Here is a 17,928-nt window from a genome sequence, read left to right as displayed (position 1 = left end):
GAGGCGCGAACCGCAGGTTCGGAAGGGCGACTTATGGATCCGGAGGCGCCCCCTACAGGTCTGGAGGGGCGACCTGCAGGTCCGGAGGGGCGGAATGCGCGCGGGGAGGCGCCGTCCGTGCGCCCCGACCCGGGCGGCCTGTACGGGCGCCTGAAGGCGTACGAGGGGAGGTCGGCGGCGAACGAGGGCGTCGGCAAGGACCTGGTCAACGAGCCGATGATCAGGCACTGGTGCGAGGCGATGGGCGACACCAACCCGGCCTACCGGGGGCCGGACGCGATCGCGCCGCCGACCATGCTCCAGGCCTGGACGATGGGCGGCCTCTCGGGGCACTCGGACCGCTCGGGGGCCCACGACGAACTGTTCGCGCTGCTCGACGGCGCGGGCTTCACCTCGGTGGTCGCGACCGACTGCGAGCAGGAGTACGTACGGGAGCTGCGCCCGGGCGACCGGATCACCTATGACTCGGTGATCGAGACGGTCTCGGAGCGGAAGACCACCAAGCTGGGGACGGGCCACTTCATCACCACGCGGATGGACGTGCGGGCGAACGGCAAGCTCGCGGGCAGGCACCGCTTCCGGATCCTCAAGTACGCCCCGGCGCGCCGCAAACCGCAGGGGCGGCGGCCGAGACCGGTCGTCAACCGGGACAACGCGGGGTTCTGGGACGGAGTGGCCGCGCACAAGCTGCTGATCCAGCGCTGCACCGGCTGCGGTGAGCTGCGCTTCCCCTGGCTGCCGGGGTGCAACGGATGCGGGGCGGCCGAGTGGGGCACGGTGGAGGCGAGCGGCGTCGGGACGGTGTTCTCGTACGTGGTGATGCACCACCCTCGATTCCCGGGGTTCGCCGTTCCCGAGGGCACCGAAGCCGCCGCCGGGGAGACCGGCCCCGACGGCGACGGTTCGGGGCCGTACGCGGTGGGGCTGATCGAGCTGGCCGAGGGCGTGCGGATGATCAGCAATGTGGTGGGGGTCCCGTACGACAAGGTGCGGATCGGGATGCCCGTGCGGCTCGAATTCCTGCGGGTGGACGAGGAGTTGGAGCTGCCGGTGTTCCGAGGGGGTGAGGGTGGCTGATGGACTTCACCCCCACCGAGGAGCAGTCGGCCGTCCGTGAGCTGGCCGGGGAGATCTTCGGGGACCTCTCCACCCATGAGCGCCTCACCGCCGCCGGGACGAGGACGGACACCGAGCTGTGGAAGGCGCTGTGCGGCGCGGGGCTGCCCGCGGCGGTCGAGGAGACGGGGCTGCTCGGGCTTGTCCTCGCCCTGGAGGAGCAGGGCCGGACCACTGCCCAGGTGCCCTTCGCGGTGAGCTGTGTCTACGGAGTCCTGGCGCTGGCCGCCCACGGCTCCGGCGAACAGCGCGACCGGCTGCTCCCGGCCCTGCGGGACGGCACCGCGGTGGCGACCGGCGCTTTCCCCGCGCACAGCGGCGTACGGGCCTCGGCGGACGGGGGGCCGACGGGGAAGCTGACCGGAGTGGTGCCGGTGGTCCCCTGGCTGCGGGATGCCACGCACGTCCTGGTGCCGGACGCGGACCGGGCGCTGTGGTGGATACGGACGGGAGCGCCCGGGACGGGGACGGAACCGGTCGAGACGACCGCGCCCTGGTCGGCCGGGCGGCTCACGCTCTCGGGAGCGCGGGGCGAGCGGGTCGGCGGGCCCGGGCCGGGCGCGTACGAGGACGTGCTGGCGACCGCCCGTACCGCCTTCGCCGGATTGCAGACGGGGGTGTGCGCGGGGTCGCTGGCCCGGGCGGTGGAGCACACCGGCACCCGTGAGCAGTTCGGGCGGCCGCTCTCGACCAACCAGGCGGTCCTGCTGCGGGCGGCCGACGCGTACATGGAGACCGAGGCGATACGAGTGACCTCGTACGAGGCGGCCTGGCGGCGCGACCGGGCGCTGCCGTACCGCACGCACGCGCTGACGGCGGCCTGGTGGGCATCCGAGGCGGGCCGAAGGGTCGTCCACACCGGCCAGCATCTGCACGGCGGACTCGGCGCCGACCTGGAGCACCCGGTGCACCGGCACTTCCTCTGGGGACGCCAGATCGACGCGTATCTGGGGTGCGGCGCGGAACTGCTGGACGAACTGGGCGGATTGATCGTCGACGGGCAGGACCGGCAGGACGGACAGGACCGAGAGGAGGGCGCGGCATGAAGGCGGGCGACGAGCTGCCACCGCTGGAGATCCCGATCACCCGGACGCTGATAGTCGCCGGGGCCGTGGCCTCCCGCGACTACCAGGACGTGCACCACGACGCGGTGCTCGCCCAGGAGAAGGGGTCCCCGGACATCTTCATGAACATCCTGACCACCAACGGCCTGGTCGGGCGGTACATCACCGACCACTTCGGTCCCGAGGCGCGGCTGCGCTCGGTGCGGATACGGCTGGGGGTGCCCAACCATCCCGGCGACACGATGACCTTGACGGGCACGGTCACCGCGGTGGATGCGGGCACGGCCGAGGTGCGGGTGGTGGGGGCGAACGGGCTGGGCCACCACGTCACCGGGACCGTGACGGTCGCCCTCCCCCGGGCCGGGGCGAGCGGTGCCGGGGAGGCGGCGGTATGAGCGTCCGGCGGGCCGACTCGCTCGGCGGGAAGGCGGCGATCGTCGGGATAGGGGCGACCGAGTTCTCCAAGGACTCGGGCCGCAGCGAGCTGAAGCTGGCCGTGGAGGCGGTGCGGGCCGCGCTCGACGACGCCGGGCTCACCCCCGACGACGTCGACGGCATGGTCACCTTCAGCATGGACACCAGCCCGGAGATCACCGTGGCGCAGGCGGCCGGCATCGGCGAGCTGTCGTTCTTCTCGCGGATCCACTACGGCGGCGGCGCCGCGTGCGCGACCGTCCAGCAGGCGGCGCTCGCGGTGGCCTCGGGGGTGGCGGAAGTGGTCGTCTGCTACCGGGCGTTCAACGAGCGCTCGGGGCGGCGGTTCGGGTCCGGGGTGCAGCAGCGGGAGCCGTCCGCCGAGGGGGCGGCGCTCGGCTGGTCGCTGCCGTTCGGGCTGCTCACCCCGGCCTCCTGGGTCGCCATGGCCGCGCAGCGGTATCTGCACGCGTACGGTCTGACGCCCGAGGCGTTCGGGCACGTGGCCGTCGTCGACCGGCGCCATGCGGCGACCAACCCGGCGGCGTACTTCTACGGCAGGCCGATCACGCTCGCCGAGCACGCCGCCTCGCGGTGGATAGTCGAGCCGCTGCGGCTCCTCGACTGCTGCCAGGAGACGGACGGCGGCCAGGCGATCGTCGTCACGACGGCCGAGCGGGCGCGGGATCTGCGCCGCCCGCCCGCCGTGATCACCGCGGCCGCGCAGGGGGCGGGCCGCAGACAGGAGGGGATGACGAGTTTCTACCGGGACGGTCTGACCGGGCTGCCCGAGATGGAGGTGGTCGCACGCCAGCTCTGGCGGACGTCCGGGCTCACTCCGGCCGAGATCGACGTGGCGATCCTGTACGACCACTTCACCCCGTTCGTGCTGATGCAGCTGGAGGAGTTCGGGTTCTGCGGGCCGGGGGAGGCGGCCGATTTTGTGGCGGCGGACGCGTTGGCACTGAACACGCACGGGGGGCAGCTGGGGGAGGCGTATCTGCACGGGATGAACGGGATAGCGGAAGCGGTCCGGCAGGTCCGGGGGCTGGCGGTCAATCAGATACCGGGCGCCGGGCGGGTGCTGGTGACGGCGGGTACGGGCGTTCCGACGTCGGGGCTCGTGCTGAGCGCGGACGGCTGAAACCTCCTTACACGGAAGGATGATCCTGTCCACGGACGGCTGAGGCGCGGGGCCGAGCGGTGGCCGGGAGAACCTGACGGCCTTTCACTCGCCGTATGCGCAGCCTTACATCGATCCGGCCCTGGTACCTGGGCATCGTCACGCCACCGCTCGCCGTGGCCACCACGCTCGCCGCTCTGCTCACGCTGAGCCCACCCGCGTCGGCCGCGCCGGCGCCCGACGGCCCGGCCGTGGCCGCCGCGCCGGAAGCGGCCTCGGACGTCGTCTCGGGCGTCGCCTCGGACGCCGACGCTGCCGCCGCGCCCGACGCCGCTCCGGCGGACGCGGTGGACAGCCCTGCGGTGCTGGCGCGGGCCGTGCAGTTCAAGGGGGCGGCGTTCGACACCTGCCAGGCGCCGCCGCTGGCGACGATGAAGGCCTGGCGGTCCTCGTCGTACCGAGGGGTCGGCGTCTACTTCGGGGGGCGCGGGCGCGGCTGTCCGAACCAGCAGCACCTCAGCCGGAGCTGGCTGGCGAGTGTGGACGGGATGGGCTGGCGGGTGCTGCCGATCTTCGTCGGCTCGCAGTCGCCGTGCGTGCGGTCGGCGGCGAAGCGGAAGGTGCGGATGGGCAGCCGTTCGGCGGCCCAGGGGCGGACAGAGGGGAGGCAGGCGGCCGACGCGGCCGGGAAGCTGGGCATCCGGCAGGGCAGCGCGCTCTATCTGGACATGGAGGCGTACGACGCGGGCAACGCGGGGTGCGCGCGGACCACGCTGGAGTTCGTCCGTGCCTGGAACCGCGAGGTGCGCGGGCAGGGCTTTCTGCCCGGGTTCTACAGCAGCGCCGCGTCGGGGGTGCGGCACATGGAGCAGGCCAGACGGGCAGGGCAGTCCGACCTGCCGTCGGTGATGTGGTTCGCGCGGTGGGGCTCCGGGTCGTCCCTGCACGGGGAACCGACCCTGCACGCGGACGCGTGGCGGCCGCACCGGCGCATCCACCAGTACGCGGGAAACGTGACCGAGACGCACGGCGGGCGCCGGCTCGTGGTGGACCGGAACACGGTGGACGCACCGGTCGCGCGGTTCCGACCCTGACGAGCCCCGGGGCGTCCTCCACCTTCAGGAGGTGCAGCGACCCCTACCCGTACAACCTGAGAGGGATCCAGCTTCGCGACCTGGGGCCGATCCGTGGCGTAGCGGGCGCTCCTAGCGTGGAGGTATGACCACGCCTGTCTGCAACAGCGCCTCCCGGGCGGCGACGCCGTACCCGTCGTTCGCCTCGTACATGCGGGCCCGAGGCCCCGTGCTGCTGCGCACCGCACGCTCGCTGACCGCGAACCCGAGCGACGCCGAGGACCTGCTGCAGACGGCCCTCACCAAGACGTACGTCGCCTGGGACCGGATCGAGGACCACCGCGCCCTCGACGGCTATGTGCGCCGTGCGCTCCTCAACACCCGGACCTCGCAGTGGCGCAAGCGCAAGGTGGACGAGTTCGCCTGCGACGAGCTGCCCGAGCCGGAGACGGTGCCGGAGCCGGACCCGGCCGACCAGCAGGTGCTGCACGACGCGATGTGGCGCGCCGTGATGAAGCTGCCGGACCGCCAGCGGGCGATGGTCGTGCTGCGGTACTACGAGGACCTGAGCGAGGCGCAGACCGCCGAGGTGCTGGGGGTCTCCGTCGGCACGGTGAAGAGTGCGGTCTCCCGGGCGCTGGGCAAGCTCCGCGAGGACCCGGAGCTCGCCCCCGTCCGCTGACCGGATGCCTGGTGGCCGATACCGGGCGGCCGATAACCGGTGCGGGGGCCCCGCGCACCGCGTGACCTTGGTCTCGTGGGTGATTCATTACCTCCGGGTAGTGACATACCGCGTGGTACGTGAGCAGAATCGGCACACCCCTATCGCCACGTGGCGCACCGTAGCGCCCACCGGGAGGCCGCCGTGCTGAGCACCATGCAGGACGTACCGCTGCTGATCTCGCGGATCCTGACCCACGGGTCCACGATCCACGGCAAGTCGCAGGTCACGACCTGGACCGGCGAGCCGGAGCCACGGCGCCGCAGTTTCGCCGAGATCGGCGGGCGGGCCGCACAGCTGGCACACGCCCTGCGCGAGCTCGGCGTCGAGGACGGCCAGGCGACCGCCACCCTGATGTGGAACAACGCCGAGCACGTCGAGGCGTACTTCGCGATCCCCTCCATGGGCGCGGTGCTCCACACGCTCAACCTGCGGCTCCCGGCCGAGCAGCTGATCTGGATCGTCAACCACGCGGCCGACCGCGTGATCATCGTCAACGGTTCGCTGCTGCCGCTGCTCGCCCCGCTGCTGCCGCATCTGCCGACCGTCGAGCACATCGTGGTCTCCGGACCCGGCGACCGTTCGCTGCTCGACGACATCGACGGCGCGGGACCGCAGGTGCACGAGTACGAGGAGCTGCTCGCGGGCCGCCCGACCTCGTACGACTGGCCGCAGCTGGACGAGCGCACCGCCGCTGCCATGTGCTACACCTCCGGCACCACGGGCGACCCCAAGGGCGTCGTCTACTCGCACCGTTCGGTCTATCTGCATTCGATGCAGGTCAACATGGCCGAGTCGATGGGGCTCACGGACAAGGACACCACCCTGGTCGTGGTGCCGCAGTTCCATGTGAACGCCTGGGGGCTGCCGCACGCGACCTTCATGGCCGGCGTCGACATGCTGATGCCGGACCGCTTCCTGCAGCCCGCGCCGCTCGCCGAGATGATCGAGCGCGAGAAGCCCACGCACGCCGCCGCCGTGCCGACCATCTGGCAGGGGCTGCTCGCCGAGGTCACCGCGCGCCCCCGGGACCTCTCCTCGATGGTGAGGGTCACCATCGGCGGCGCGGCCTGTCCGCCCTCGCTGATGGAGGCGTACGACAAGCTGGGCGTCCGGCTCTGCCACGCGTGGGGCATGACGGAGACGTCGCCGCTGGGCACCATGGCCAACCCGCCGGCCGGGCTCACGGCCGACGAGGAGTGGCCGTACCGGGTCACCCAGGGCCGCTTCCCGGCGGGCGTCGAGGCACGGCTGGTCGGTCCCGGCGGGGAACTCCTGCCCTGGGACAACGAGTCGGCGGGCGAGCTGGAGGTCAAGGGCACCTGGATCGCGGGCGCGTACTACGGTGGCGCGGGCGGCGAGGACTTCCGCCCCGCCGACAAGTTCAGCGAGGACGGCTGGCTGAAGACCGGCGACGTCGGTGTGATCAGCCCCGACGGCTTCCTGACGCTCACCGACCGCGCCAAGGACGTCATCAAGTCGGGCGGGGAGTGGATCTCCTCGGTCGACCTGGAGAACGCCCTGATGGCGCACCCCGAGGTCGCCGAGGCCGCGGTCGTCGCCGTCCCCGACGAGAAGTGGGGCGAACGCCCGCTCGCCACGGTCGTACTGAAGCCGGGCGCGACCGCCGACTACGCGGCCCTGAAGGACTTCCTCTCCCGGTCGGTCGCGAAGTGGCAGCTGCCGGAGCGGTGGACGATCGTCGAGTCGGTGCCGAAGACGAGCGTCGGGAAGTTCGACAAGAAGGTGATCCGCAAGCAGTACGCGGACGGGGAACTGGACGTCACGGAGCTGCGCTGACGAGTGGCCCGGTGAGGTCGGCCACGTTTCACGTGAAACATGGCCGACAGGGTGGGCTGGGGTGTGTTTCACGTGAAACACACCCCAGCCCACTCCTCGTTGGCGTCGGTCAGGGCGCCACCGCTCCCGACGGCGCCGGTCAGTTCGCGCCGGTCAGTTCGTGCCGATCTTCGCGAGCAGGTCGACGATCCGGCCCTGGACCTCGGCACTCGTCGAGCGCTCGGCCAGGAACAGCACCGTCTCCCCCGCCGACAGCTTCGGCAGCTCCGGCTGGTTGAGGCCCGCCGAGGTGTAGACGACGAGCGGGGTGTGGTTCAACTGCCCGTTCGCGCGCAGCCAGTCGACGATCCCGGCGCGCCGACGGCGTACCTGCATCAGGTCCATCACGACCAGGTTCGGCCGCATCTGGCCCGCCAGCGTCACGGCCTCGGTGTCGGTGGCGGCGCGGGCGACCTGCATGCCGCGCCGCTCCAGGGTGGCCGTCAGGGCGAGGGCGATCTCCTCGTGCTCCTCGATCAGCAGGACCCGCGGCGGGTGCTGCTCGCTGTCGCGGGGCGCGAGGGCCTTGAGGAGTACGGCGGGGTCGGCGCCGTACGCCGCCTCGCGCGTCGCCTGGCCGAGCCCGGCCGTCACCAGCACCGGCACCTCGGCGGCGACGGCCGCCTGGCGCAGCGACTGGAGCGCGGTACGGGTGATCGGCCCGGTCAGCGGGTCGACGAAGAGCGCGGCGGGGAACGCCGCGATCTGGGCGTCGACCTCCTCGCGGGAGTGCACGACCACGGGCCGGTAGCCGCGGTCGCTCAGCGCCTGCGAGGTGGAGACGTCGGGCGCGGGCCAGACGAGCAGCCTGCGCGGATTGTCGAGCGGCTCCGGCGGCAGCTCGTCGTCGACGGGCCGCGGGTGCGGGCGGTTGGCGACCTCGACGGCGCCTCCGGGCCCGTCCAGCGGCTCGGGCCCCTCGGCGCCCTCGTCCGGCGCTCCTATGGCGTACGCGCGCCCCTGGCCCTCCGAGGGGGGCGAGAGCAGCGACGTGGGGGACGGGCCGGGGCGCTCGGCCTCGGCGGCTCCGGCCGGGCGTTCGCCCTCGGAGGGCGTACCGAGCTTGCGGCGCCGCCCTGAGCCGGAGGAGCCGGTCTGCTGGGCGAAGGGCACGCCCTGGCCGAGCGTGCGCACGCTGATGGAACGGCCCTGGGAGGCGTCGTCGGGCGCGGGGGCCGCCTCGGCGGGCAGCGGCTGCCGGGCGGGCTGCGGTACGGCGCCGGGGCCGCCCGCCGTCTCCGGCCCGTTCGCCGGAACCGCGCCGCCCACCGCCCACGCGGGCGGCTGCTCCACGGGGTGCGGCTGCGGCGGGGTGTGCTCGTCGGCGGCCTCGTTGCGTACGGCGTCGTGGCGCCCGCGACCGGCGGCCGGGCGGGGCTGACCGGCCTGGGAGGCCTGCGCGGGCCCGTTCGCGAGCGGGCGGTGGGCCGGGGCCGGGGTGGCAGGGCCACCGCTCTGGCCGGGGCCGTTCGCCAAGGGGCGATGAGTCGGGGCCGAAGGGGCCGGGAGGGGCTGGTGGGGGTCGGGGACCCCGGGGCGGTTCGGGTCCACGGGGATGCCGGTGCCCTGGCCGGGCGCCGCTCCAGGGAGCCCGAGGGGCCTGCCGGGCCCGCTTGCCGGGGGCCGCTCGGCGTCGGCCGGGCCGGAAGCAGGGCCGGACGCCGGGCCGGTGGCGGGGAAGCCCTCGGGCCTGGCCTGGCGGTCGGCCTCGGCGGGCGGGAGCGCGAACGCCGTGCGCACGGCCCCCTCCTCGGCCTCCGGGGCGGCCGCGAGAGCCCTGCGGGCCCGACGGCCGCCGGGCTCCGCGTCGGCGGTGTGTGCGTCACCGGTGGGGGCGTCGCCGCTGCTGGCGGGCAGGGCCCGGCGGGCGCGGCGGCCCGAGGGAGCGGCCGGGTCGGCCGCCATGCCCTGGGGCGGAACGGTCTCGCTCAGCGCGGCCGGCCGTCCGGCGCCGGGCTGGCGGGCGCTCTCGGCTGCGGTGACGACAGAACCCTCAGAGGGCAGGGCGGGCGCGGCGCCGTCCTCGGCCGGGCTGGGCCGCCCGCGCCGCCGCCCCGTGCCCGAGGAGCCACCGGTGTCGCCGGACGGTCCGGTACCCGGGCCGCCTGAAGTCCCGTCGCCCGGGCGGCTGATGGGGCCTGAGGGTCCGGCGCCGGGGGCGTAGGGGTGCGCGCCGCCCGTGGAGCCCTCGGGCCCCGGCATACCGGTGGCCGGGCCGTTCGGGGTCCCGCCGGACGGGCCGCCGGGGCCGAAGGGGTGAGCTCCGGGGGAGCCTCCGGGCGTACCGCTCGAAGGGCCTTGGGGTGCGCCGCCGGACGGACCGGCGCCGGGCGCACCCAGCACTCCGCCGGGCCCCGGGCCGCCGGAGGGTCCCGCACCCGGGACGCCCTGCCCCGTACGGGAAATCCCGCCGGAACTCCCAGCGGAGCCCGCGCTCCCGCCGGAACCCGCGCCGCCGCCCCCGCTCTCGCCCGCCTGCTGCGCGGGGATGCGTTCAAGGGCCGCCGGGGACGCGGCGGACGGGTCGGTCCGCTGGTCCTCCTGGGCGCGTGCCCGGCGGCGGCCGGTCGGGGACTTCTCCTCCTCGACGGGGCTCTCCAGGAACGCGTCCGTGGAGGCCCGCCGGGCGCGGCGGCGCCCCGAGCCGGTCGGCTGCTGGGCGGGAACCACCGCGACCTCGGCCGCGGCGGGCTCCGGAACCGAGCCCGCGCCCTCCCCCAGCGGCACCTCCAGGACGTAAGCGCTGCCGCTCATGCCCGGCACCTCGACCGTCTGGAGCACACCGCCGTGGGCCCGCACGATGCCCTGGACGATGGGCTCGTGGACGGGGTCGCCCCCGGCGTACGGCCCGCGCACCTCGATGCGGACGACCTCGCCGCGCACCGCCGCCGCGACGACGACCGTGGAGTCCATGTAGCCGCCGGCGGCGACCGGCGCGTTGCCCGTGGCGTCGACGCCCGCGACGTCCGCCACCAAGTGGGCGAGGGCCGTGGAGAGCCGCGCGGGGTCGATCTCGGCCTCGATCGGGGGCGCGTGGACGGCGAATTGGGCCCGGCCGGGCCCGATCAGCTCGACTGCGCCCTCGACGCCCGCCGCGACCACGGTCCCGACCAGCACCTTCGCCTTCTTCAGCTCCTCCGTACCGGAGTCGAGCCGCTGGAAGGCCAGCACGTTGTCGACGAGGGTGGTCATCCGGGCGTAACCGGCGGCCAGATGGTGCAGGACCTGGTTGGCCTCGGGCCACAGCTGGCCCGCGTCGTCCGCCGCCAGCGTGGACAGCTCGCGGCGCAGCTCGTCCAGCGGCCCGCGCAGCGAGCCGCCGAGCACCGAGAGCAGCTGCTGGTGGCGCGCGGCCAGCGCGTCGTAGCGGGCGGTCTCGCGCTCCAGGACCTCCGCGTGCTTCTTGGCCTGGTCCTCGTACGGGCGGCGGTCGGTGAACGTCATCACCGCGCCGACCAGCAGGTCCCCGTCCCGTACCGGCGCGGTCGTCAGGTCGACGGGCACGCCCGCGCCGCTCTTCGTCCACAGCATCTGGCCGCGTACGCGGTGCTTGCGGCCGGACTTCAGCGTGTCGGCGAGCGGGCTCTCCTCGTACGGGAACGCCTCGCCGTCGGCGCGCGAGTGCAGCACCAGCGGGTGCAGCTCCTGGCCGCCGAGGTCGCTGGCGCGGTAGCCGAGGATCTGCGCGGCGGCCGGGTTGACCAGGACGACGCGGCCCTCGGTGTCGGTGCCGACGACGCCCTCCGCCGCCGCGCGCAGGATCATCTCGGTCTGCCGCTGCGAACGGGCCAGCTCGGCCTCGGTGTCGACGGTTCCGGAGAGGTCGCGGACGACGATCATGAGGAGTTCGTCGCCGGAGTAGTGCGCGCCGCTGCTTCCGTAGGAGGAGGACGGCGAGGCGTACGCGTCGCGTCCGTCCTCCAGGTTGGCGCTGGTCACCTCGACGGGGAACTCGCTGCCGTCGGTGCGCCGGGCCACCATCCGGGTCGGCTTGGTGCGGCCCTGCTCGTCCTCGGTTTCGGGGCGGCGCATCGAGCCCGGGATGAGCTTGGAGTCGAACGAGGGCAGCAGGTCGAGCACGCCCCGCCCCACGAGCCCGGTCCCCGGAGACTCGAACATCTCCAGGGCGATGGTGTTCGCGTTGACGACCGTGCCGTTGCAGTTGACGAGCACCAGCCCGTCCGGAAGGGCGTCAAGTATGGCTGCGAGGCGAGCAGCGCCTCGGGATGGCCTGCTGCTCACGACGACGCTTCCTCCCTGAACCACTGCACCTTGCGGCCTGTCACTGGGAGGGAGTCTAAAGGCAGGGGATGTGCGAGCGGCGGCGGATGAGGGGGAGCTCTCACCAATGTTCTGTGACCACGGCGTATGCCGGGAGATTGCGCCGACGGGGTGGGGCGCACCCGGCGCCCCTGCCGGGGCCGCGTGCTTCGGGCGCCCCGTCGGCGCGCTCACCGTGTGACCGTCCGAGCCCTCACCGAACCTTCACCCGACGCTCACCTGGCTCCGGGGAGGACCGGCACGAACGCGTCCCACCGCGCCATCTCGCAGCCGTTGCGCCGGTTGTACGTGGCGTCGACGGGCCGGCCGGCCCAGGTGCCGGTGACCCGGGCGGTGGAGTCGCCGCCGTAGATCATCGTGCACTTGGCCCTCGGCGAGACGGGCGCGAAGGGGTCCTTGCCCCAGGTGGTGAGCCGGTCGAGCCGGTCGCACGCCTGCAGGACCTGCGGGTGGTTGCCGCCGGCCGGGTGGCACTCCAGCTCGTACGTGCCGTCGGTCTCGCCGTTGTGGGCGACGGTGACCGTGAGGTGGTCGTGGCCGCCGCCACCGCCGCCGTCGAGGAGGGGGAGCGGGGGCAGCGGCAGGGGGGCGGCTAAGGCCGTGGGCGAGGCGGCGAGGGCGGCCGTGGCGGTGGTGGCGAGCGCGGTGACGACGAGGCGACGCAGCATGCGGGGCTCCACGAAGTGGACGGGGTGGGTCCGGCCCCACCGAGGTGAACGGATTCGCCATGCCTAACGCGCGGGGGCGCCGGGCGTTGCGCACGGGCTCGGGGGCCCGCCCCTGGAGTCCTCCGCGTCCTGCGCCGAGTCGGCCCCGGAGTCGGCCCCGGAGCCGGTCGCCGAGCCGGTCCATGAGTCCGTCTCCGAGTCGGTCCCGAGCCGTCTCCGGCGGCCGGAAATCGCGGGTCGCCTAACGCTTTGCTCTGGCCCCCACCTGCCTAGTACCGTGGGGTGCGATTGGTGACGCGGAGCAAGGCTGTGTCATCATCTGCACGCACCACTCGCGCACGCGGGGGGTTGTGCTGGAGGCGTCGCCTAGTCCGGTCTATGGCGCCGCACTGCTAATGCGGTTTGGGTCTTAAAGCCCATCGAGGGTTCAAATCCCTCCGCCTCCGCCAGCTGAACCCGAAGCCCCGGCCCCACGGCCGGGGCTTCGGCCGTTTCCGGGCGGGCCCGGTCGTTCCTGGGCGGGCTGCGCCTTCCCCGGCGCCGGTCCGCGCCGCGCGGCCCCGCGAGGCCGACTCCGGCCGCCGATTCGGTGACCCCGGTCACATTTCCCCTGTTACGGGCACGTCGCGCCCGCCGGGCCCTCTCCCCCGCCCCAGCCCCCTCAGGGGCGTTTTCGCAGGTCAGATGGGGTGCGGTCAATGGATTTCGCGTCACGGCGCAGGTCATGTAATGTTGTTCCCGCAACGCCGACCGGGAAGAAAAAAACCGGGAAGCAACGCAACAAGCACTCGTAGCTTAACGGATAGAGCATCTGACTACGGATCAGAAGGTTGCAGGTTCGAATCCTGCCGAGTGCACAGCCGAAAGGCCCCCCGGAGAGATCCGGGGGGCCTTTCTCGTATGTCCGGCCCCGGCCCGTCCCCCGGCCCCGGCCCGTTGTCAGTGCCCCCCGCTACCGTCGTAGACATGGCTGGGGTGTGGCGCAGTGGTGGGGTTCGGTGGGGGGAGGACGGGCCTGGGCTGGTGTGGGTGGGGGAGCGGGGGGAGCGGCGGGGCAGTCGGATCGCGTTCGGGGGTGAGGTCGGGTTCCGGGTCGTGGGGGAGCGGAGATGTGTGGGGGCGCGGGGGAATCCCTGCCCCGGGGACGTCGTCGTGGCGCGGGGGAGTGCTCAGGCGCGGTGCGGCGAGTGTGCCCGGCTCGATCGGGTGCATTCCGTCGCCGCCGACGGGGTGCCTGATGATCCTCGGGTCTACCGGGTCTATCTGGCGTGGTTCGGGCCCGGGCTCGTCAAGGTCGGGATCACCGCCGAGGAGCGGGAGGGCGCGCGGCTGAGGGAGCAGGGGGCCGTCTGCTTCTCCTGGCTGGGGCGCGGGCCGCTGATGGCCGCCCGACGGTGCGAGGAACTGCTGCGGGCCGCGCTGGGGGTGCCCGATCGCGTCTCGTACGAGCAGAAGCGGGTCATCCGGGCCTCGCTTCCCGGTCCCGGCGAGCGTGGTGACGAGATACGGGACATGCACGCGCGGGCCGTCGGGCTCGGCGGGTGGCCCGAGTCCCTGGAGGCCGTGGCGTGCCGGGTCGTCGACCACGGGCGGCTGTTCGGGCTCGACGGCCTCGTGCCCGCGCACGGGGTGGTGCGCGAGCTGGTGCCCGACGGGGTCGTCGGCGGGCGCGTTCTCGCCGCCGCCGGGCCCGATCTCCACCTGGAGACGGCAGGGCGCGTCGTCGTCCTGGACACGCGGCTCATGAGCGGGTGGGGGCTCGGGGCCGCGCCCGCCGGTGGGGGGATCACCGTGCCCGTCCGGGCACTGCGGCCTCCCGACGTGCAGGATCAGCTCTTCTGAACCCCGGGGAACCCTGTCGTATCCCCCCGGCGGTCCCTTTGGTCAAGACTTGGATCCCCTTTGGATCCCTTCGAGTAAGGGGTATGGACACGTTCACCGATGACAGCGGAGGGTGGGGCGCATGAGCGATCAACTTGTGGCCGGTATCGAACCGCCTTACTACGCCGTCGTGTTCACCTCCCTGCGCACCGAAGGCGACCGGGGGTACGGCGAGACGGCCGACCTCATGAAGCAGCTCGTCGAGGAGATACCGGGCTACCTCGGATACGAGAGCGCGCGCACCCCGGGCGGCATCGGCATCACCGTCGGGTACTTCCGCGACGAGGACGCCATCGCCGCCTGGCGCTCCCGCCTGGAGCACCAGAGCGCGCAGAAGCGGGGGCGTGCCGAGTGGTACGAGAGCTACAGCGTCCACGTCGCCAAGGTCGAGCGGAGCTACGGCTTCCAGCGCCCGGCCGGCCCGGACACCGCCCATGCCGACAGCTGAGGCCGAGGCTGAGGCCGAGGCCACCCTCGTGCGGGCCTTCTGGGCCCGCCTGGGGCTGCCCGGGCTCGTCGACGTGCACACGCACTTCATGCCCGAGCGCGTGCTGAAGAAGGTCTGGGCGTACTTCGACTCGGCCGGGCCGCTCACCGGGGTGGAGTGGCCCATCGCGTACCGGGAGGAGGAGGCGCGGCGCATCGAGCTGCTCGCCGACTTCGGCGTCACCGCCTTCACCTCGATGCTGTACCCGCACAAGGCGGACATGGCGCGCTGGCTCAACGGGTGGGCCGTCGACTTCGCGCGCCGCACCCCCGGCTGTCTGCACACCGCCACCTTCTTCCCGGAGGAGGGAGCGGGCGCGTACGTCGGGGAGGCGCTCGACGCCGGGGCCCGGGTCTTCAAGGCGCACGTCCAGGTGGGGGGTTACGACCCCAACGACCCCCTCCTGGACGCCGTGTGGGGCGCGCTCGCCGAGGCAGCCGTGCCCGTCGTCGTCCACTGCGGCTCCGGGCCCGCGCCCGGCAAGCACACCGGGCCCGAGCCCATCGCGCGGCTCCTTGCCCGGCACCCCCGGCTGCGGCTGATCGTGGCGCACCTGGGGATGCCGGAGTACGCCGACTTCATGGCGCTCGCCGACGCGTACGAGGGGGTCATGCTCGATACGACCATGGCGTTCACGGACTTCAGCGAGCGGTTCGCGCCCTTCCCGAAGGACGCGCTGCCCCGGCTGCGCGACCTGGGCGACCGGGTGCTGCTCGGGTCGGACTTCCCCAACATCCCGTACGGCTATCTCCACCAGCTCGAAGCGCTCGAACGGCTCGGGCTCGGCGACGACTGGCTGCGGGGCGTCTGCCACGGGAACGGCACCCGGCTGTTCGGTCTCCCGGGCGCCGGCCGATAAGCGGGTCACCGCCCTTTCTCAGGAAATTCACAGGAACGCGCAAGGACGTTCTCAGGGGACGCTCACAGGGTGGTGGGCATGACCACCACCTCCCCGCAGGGGCGTACCGAATTGCTGAGGCCGGACGGGACCGCCGTCCGGGTGCTCGTCGTGGACGACGAGGCGGCGCTCAGCGAGCTGCTGTCCATGGCGCTGCGTTACGAAGGGTGGGAGGTGCGCAGCGCCGGGGACGGGGCCGGTGCGGTGCGGACCGCCCGGGAGTTCCGGCCCGACGCGGTCGTCCTCGACATCATGCTGCCCGACATGGACGGGCTCGCGGTGCTCGGGCGGCTGCGCCGCGAACTGCCGGACGTGCCCGTGCTGTTCCTCACCGCCAAGGACGCGGTCGAGGACCGGATCGCGGGGCTCACCGCCGGCGGCGACGACTACGTCACCAAGCCGTTCTCGCTGGAAGAGGTCGTGGCCCGGCTGCGCGGGCTGATCCGCCGCTCCGGCAGCGCGACCGTACGGAGCGAGTCGCAGCTCGTCGTCGGCGACCTCACGCTCGACGAGGACAGCCACGACGTGACCCGGGGAGGGGTGAACATCCACCTGACGGCCACCGAGTTCGAGCTGCTGCGCTATCTGATGCGCAACCCGCGCCGGGTGCTCAGCAAGGCGCAGATCCTCGACCGGGTCTGGTCGTACGACTTCGGCGGCCAGGCCAACGTCGTGGAGCTGTACATCTCGTATCTGCGGCGGAAGATCGACGCGGGCCGGTCGCCGATGATCCACACCCGGCGCGGGGCCGGGTACCTCATCAAGCCCGGCGAGTGAGCCGGATGCGTTCGCCGCGCGCCCCGAGGCGGCCGCGCCGGTGGACGCTGCGGACCCGGCTCGTCGTCTCGGCCGTCGCCCTGATCGCCGTCGTCGCGGCCGTGATCGGTACGGTCACGGTCATCGGGATGCGCTCCAACCTCCAGCGGCAGCTGGACGACTCGCTGCGGCCCGCCGTGGGGCACGCCGCCCAGCGCGGCCCCTCGCCCTCGTCCTCCCTCCTGGCCGACGGCGGCCTGCCGCCGGTGTTCGTGGCCGGGCCGGGGCAGCCGCTCGGTACGGTCGGGGCGCGCACCGGGCCCGACGGGCAGCTGGTCAGCGGCGCCCGGAGCATCCGGGGCGAGCCTGGCGAGCCGCGCTCGAACGTCACCTCGCTCACCGCCGAGCAGGTGCGCGCGCTCGGCTCGGTGCCCAAGGACGGGCAGGTGCACACGTTCTCCGTGCCCGGCCTCGGCTCGTACCGGGCGGCCTGGTCGAGGGACGGCTCCGCCGTCCTCGGCTTCCCGCTCAAGGACGTCGAGTCGACCGTCGACAACCTGGTCCTCGTCATCGTGTGGGTGACCGCCGCAGGGCTCGTCGCCGCCGGGATCGCGGGCGCCGCCATCGTCGGCGTCGCCCTGCGCCCGCTGCGCCGGGTCGCCGCGACCGCCACCCGGGTCTCCGAACTGCCGCTCCACAGCGGCGAGGTGGCCCTGCACGAGCGCGTCCCGGACGCCGAGGCCGACCCGCGTACCGAGGTCGGACAGGTGGGCGCGGCGCTCAACCGGATGCTGGGGCACGTCGGTTCCGCGCTGGCCGCGCGGCAGGAGAGCGAGACGCGCGTACGGCAGTTCGTCGCCGACGCCAGCCATGAGCTGCGCACCCCGCTCGCGTCGATTCGCGGGTACGCCGAGCTCACCCGGCGCGGTACGGAGGAGGTCGGGCCCGCGACCCGCCACGCGCTCGGGCGCGTCGAGGCGGAGGCCCAGCGGATGACCGGGCTCGTGGAGGACCTGCTGCTGCTCGCACGGCTGGACGCCGGACGCCCGCTCTCGTACGAGAGCACTGATCTCTCACCGTTGGTCGTGGACGCGGTGAGCGACGCGCGGGCGGCCGGGCAGGGGCACCAGTGGCGCCTGGAGCTGCCGGAGGTGCCCGACGACCCGGTCTCCGTCCTCGGCGACGGCGCCCGCCTCCACCAGGTCCTGGTCAATCTGCTCGGCAACGCGCGTACCCACACGCCGGACGGCACCACCGTCACCGCGCGCGTGGCGCGCCGGGGCGCGTGGGCGGTGCTCGAAGTCGAGGACGACGGGCCGGGCATCCCGCCCGCGCTGCTGCCGCACGTCTTCGAGCGGTTCGCGCGCGGCGACGCCTCCCGGTCCCGGGCGCACGGCTCGACCGGCCTCGGCCTCGCCATCGTGCAGGCGGTGGTGGCCGCGCACGGCGGTGGCGTCTCGGTGCGCTCGGCCCCGGGCAGCACGGTCTTCAGCGTCCACCTGCCGGTCCCGAGCACCTCGGCCACCCGGCCCGCGAAGACCCCCGCTCCCGTACCCGTCCCCCACTCACAGCCTGCCCACAGTCGCACCACACAGGTGTGACAGCGG

Annotated in this window: 14 protein-coding genes and 2 tRNA genes; 14 read left to right on the top strand and 2 right to left on the bottom strand. The window is 73.7% G+C overall.

Annotated elements, in window-relative coordinates; genetic code table 11:
• The first annotated feature begins 117 nt into the window (after window positions 1-117).
• From QIY60_RS12640 to QIY60_RS12610, 7 genes are all read left to right on the top strand, one after another.
• Window positions 118-1,077, top strand: coding sequence for an OB-fold domain-containing protein (locus QIY60_RS12640; protein ID WP_283142501.1), 960 nt, complete (start codon window positions 118-120; stop codon window positions 1,075-1,077).
• Window positions 1,077-2,162, top strand: a complete 1,086-nt coding sequence (locus tag QIY60_RS12635) for an acyl-CoA dehydrogenase family protein (protein ID WP_283142500.1) — start codon at window positions 1,077-1,079, stop codon at window positions 2,160-2,162. Before QIY60_RS12640 ends, QIY60_RS12635 begins: the two co-directional genes overlap by 1 nt.
• Complete coding sequence (locus tag QIY60_RS12630) at window positions 2,159-2,575, top strand: MaoC family dehydratase (RefSeq protein WP_283142499.1); 417 nt, start codon at window positions 2,159-2,161, stop codon at window positions 2,573-2,575. Before QIY60_RS12635 ends, QIY60_RS12630 begins: the two co-directional genes overlap by 4 nt.
• Window positions 2,572-3,738 (top strand): lipid-transfer protein, encoded by a 1,167-nt coding sequence (locus QIY60_RS12625; RefSeq protein ID WP_283142498.1) that lies wholly within the window; start codon window positions 2,572-2,574, stop codon window positions 3,736-3,738. Before QIY60_RS12630 ends, QIY60_RS12625 begins: the two co-directional genes overlap by 4 nt.
• Before the next feature lie 95 nt (window positions 3,739-3,833).
• Complete coding sequence (locus QIY60_RS12620; protein WP_283142497.1) at window positions 3,834-4,811, top strand: DUF1906 domain-containing protein; 978 nt, start codon at window positions 3,834-3,836, stop codon at window positions 4,809-4,811.
• Between the two features lie 124 nt (window positions 4,812-4,935).
• The gene (locus QIY60_RS12615; RefSeq protein ID WP_101389237.1) at window positions 4,936-5,472 is read left to right on the top strand and encodes a SigE family RNA polymerase sigma factor; all 537 of its coding nucleotides are present in this window, start codon (window positions 4,936-4,938) and stop codon (window positions 5,470-5,472) included.
• 183 nt (window positions 5,473-5,655) lie between these two features.
• Window positions 5,656-7,311 carry a long-chain fatty acid--CoA ligase gene (locus tag QIY60_RS12610; protein ID WP_283145908.1) on the top strand — a complete coding sequence of 552 codons (1,656 nt, stop codon included), beginning with the start codon at window positions 5,656-5,658 and terminating at the stop codon, window positions 7,309-7,311.
• Between the two features lie 153 nt (window positions 7,312-7,464).
• On the opposite strand, the gene QIY60_RS12605 is transcribed toward QIY60_RS12610, so the two are convergent.
• Window positions 7,465-11,592 (bottom strand): PAS domain-containing protein, encoded by a 4,128-nt coding sequence (locus tag QIY60_RS12605; protein ID WP_283142496.1) that lies wholly within the window; start codon window positions 11,590-11,592, stop codon window positions 7,465-7,467.
• Between the two features lie 254 nt (window positions 11,593-11,846).
• Entirely contained in the window at window positions 11,847-12,299 is a 453-nt protein-coding gene (locus tag QIY60_RS12600; protein ID WP_283142495.1) for an SSI family serine proteinase inhibitor, read from the bottom strand.
• 355 nt (window positions 12,300-12,654) lie between these two features.
• Between QIY60_RS12600 and QIY60_RS12595 the strand changes: the two genes are divergently transcribed.
• The 7 genes from QIY60_RS12595 (at window position 12,655) to QIY60_RS12565 (ending at window position 17,922) form a co-directional block, all read left to right on the top strand.
• Window positions 12,655-12,748, top strand: a tRNA-Ser gene (locus QIY60_RS12595).
• Window positions 12,749-13,083: 335 nt separating this feature from the next.
• Window positions 13,084-13,156 (top strand) — tRNA-Arg (locus QIY60_RS12590).
• Window positions 13,157-13,199: 43 nt separating this feature from the next.
• Entirely contained in the window at window positions 13,200-14,141 is a 942-nt protein-coding gene (locus tag QIY60_RS12585) for a DUF2797 domain-containing protein (RefSeq protein WP_349253915.1), read from the top strand.
• Window positions 14,142-14,262: 121 nt separating this feature from the next.
• Window positions 14,263-14,628 carry an antibiotic biosynthesis monooxygenase gene (locus QIY60_RS12580; RefSeq protein ID WP_283142493.1) on the top strand — a complete coding sequence of 122 codons (366 nt, stop codon included), beginning with the start codon at window positions 14,263-14,265 and terminating at the stop codon, window positions 14,626-14,628.
• Window positions 14,615-15,526 carry an amidohydrolase family protein gene (locus tag QIY60_RS12575; protein WP_283142492.1) on the top strand — a complete coding sequence of 304 codons (912 nt, stop codon included), beginning with the start codon at window positions 14,615-14,617 and terminating at the stop codon, window positions 15,524-15,526. The genes QIY60_RS12580 and QIY60_RS12575 overlap by 14 nt, the downstream gene beginning before the upstream one ends.
• A gap of 78 nt (window positions 15,527-15,604) precedes the next feature.
• Window positions 15,605-16,342: a response regulator transcription factor gene (locus tag QIY60_RS12570; protein ID WP_283142491.1), complete on the top strand. Its 738-nt coding sequence runs from the start codon at window positions 15,605-15,607 to the stop codon at window positions 16,340-16,342.
• 5 nt (window positions 16,343-16,347) lie between these two features.
• Window positions 16,348-17,922, top strand: a complete 1,575-nt coding sequence (locus tag QIY60_RS12565) for a HAMP domain-containing sensor histidine kinase (RefSeq protein WP_283145907.1) — start codon at window positions 16,348-16,350, stop codon at window positions 17,920-17,922.
• Window positions 17,923-17,928: the final 6 nt, after the last annotated feature.

Source organism: Streptomyces sp. BPTC-684, assembly GCF_030028635.1.
Classification (GTDB): domain Bacteria; phylum Actinomycetota; class Actinomycetes; order Streptomycetales; family Streptomycetaceae; genus Streptomyces; species Streptomyces noboritoensis.
Note: the sequence above shows the minus strand (reverse complement) of the source record. Positions and strands in the feature narration are given on the sequence as shown.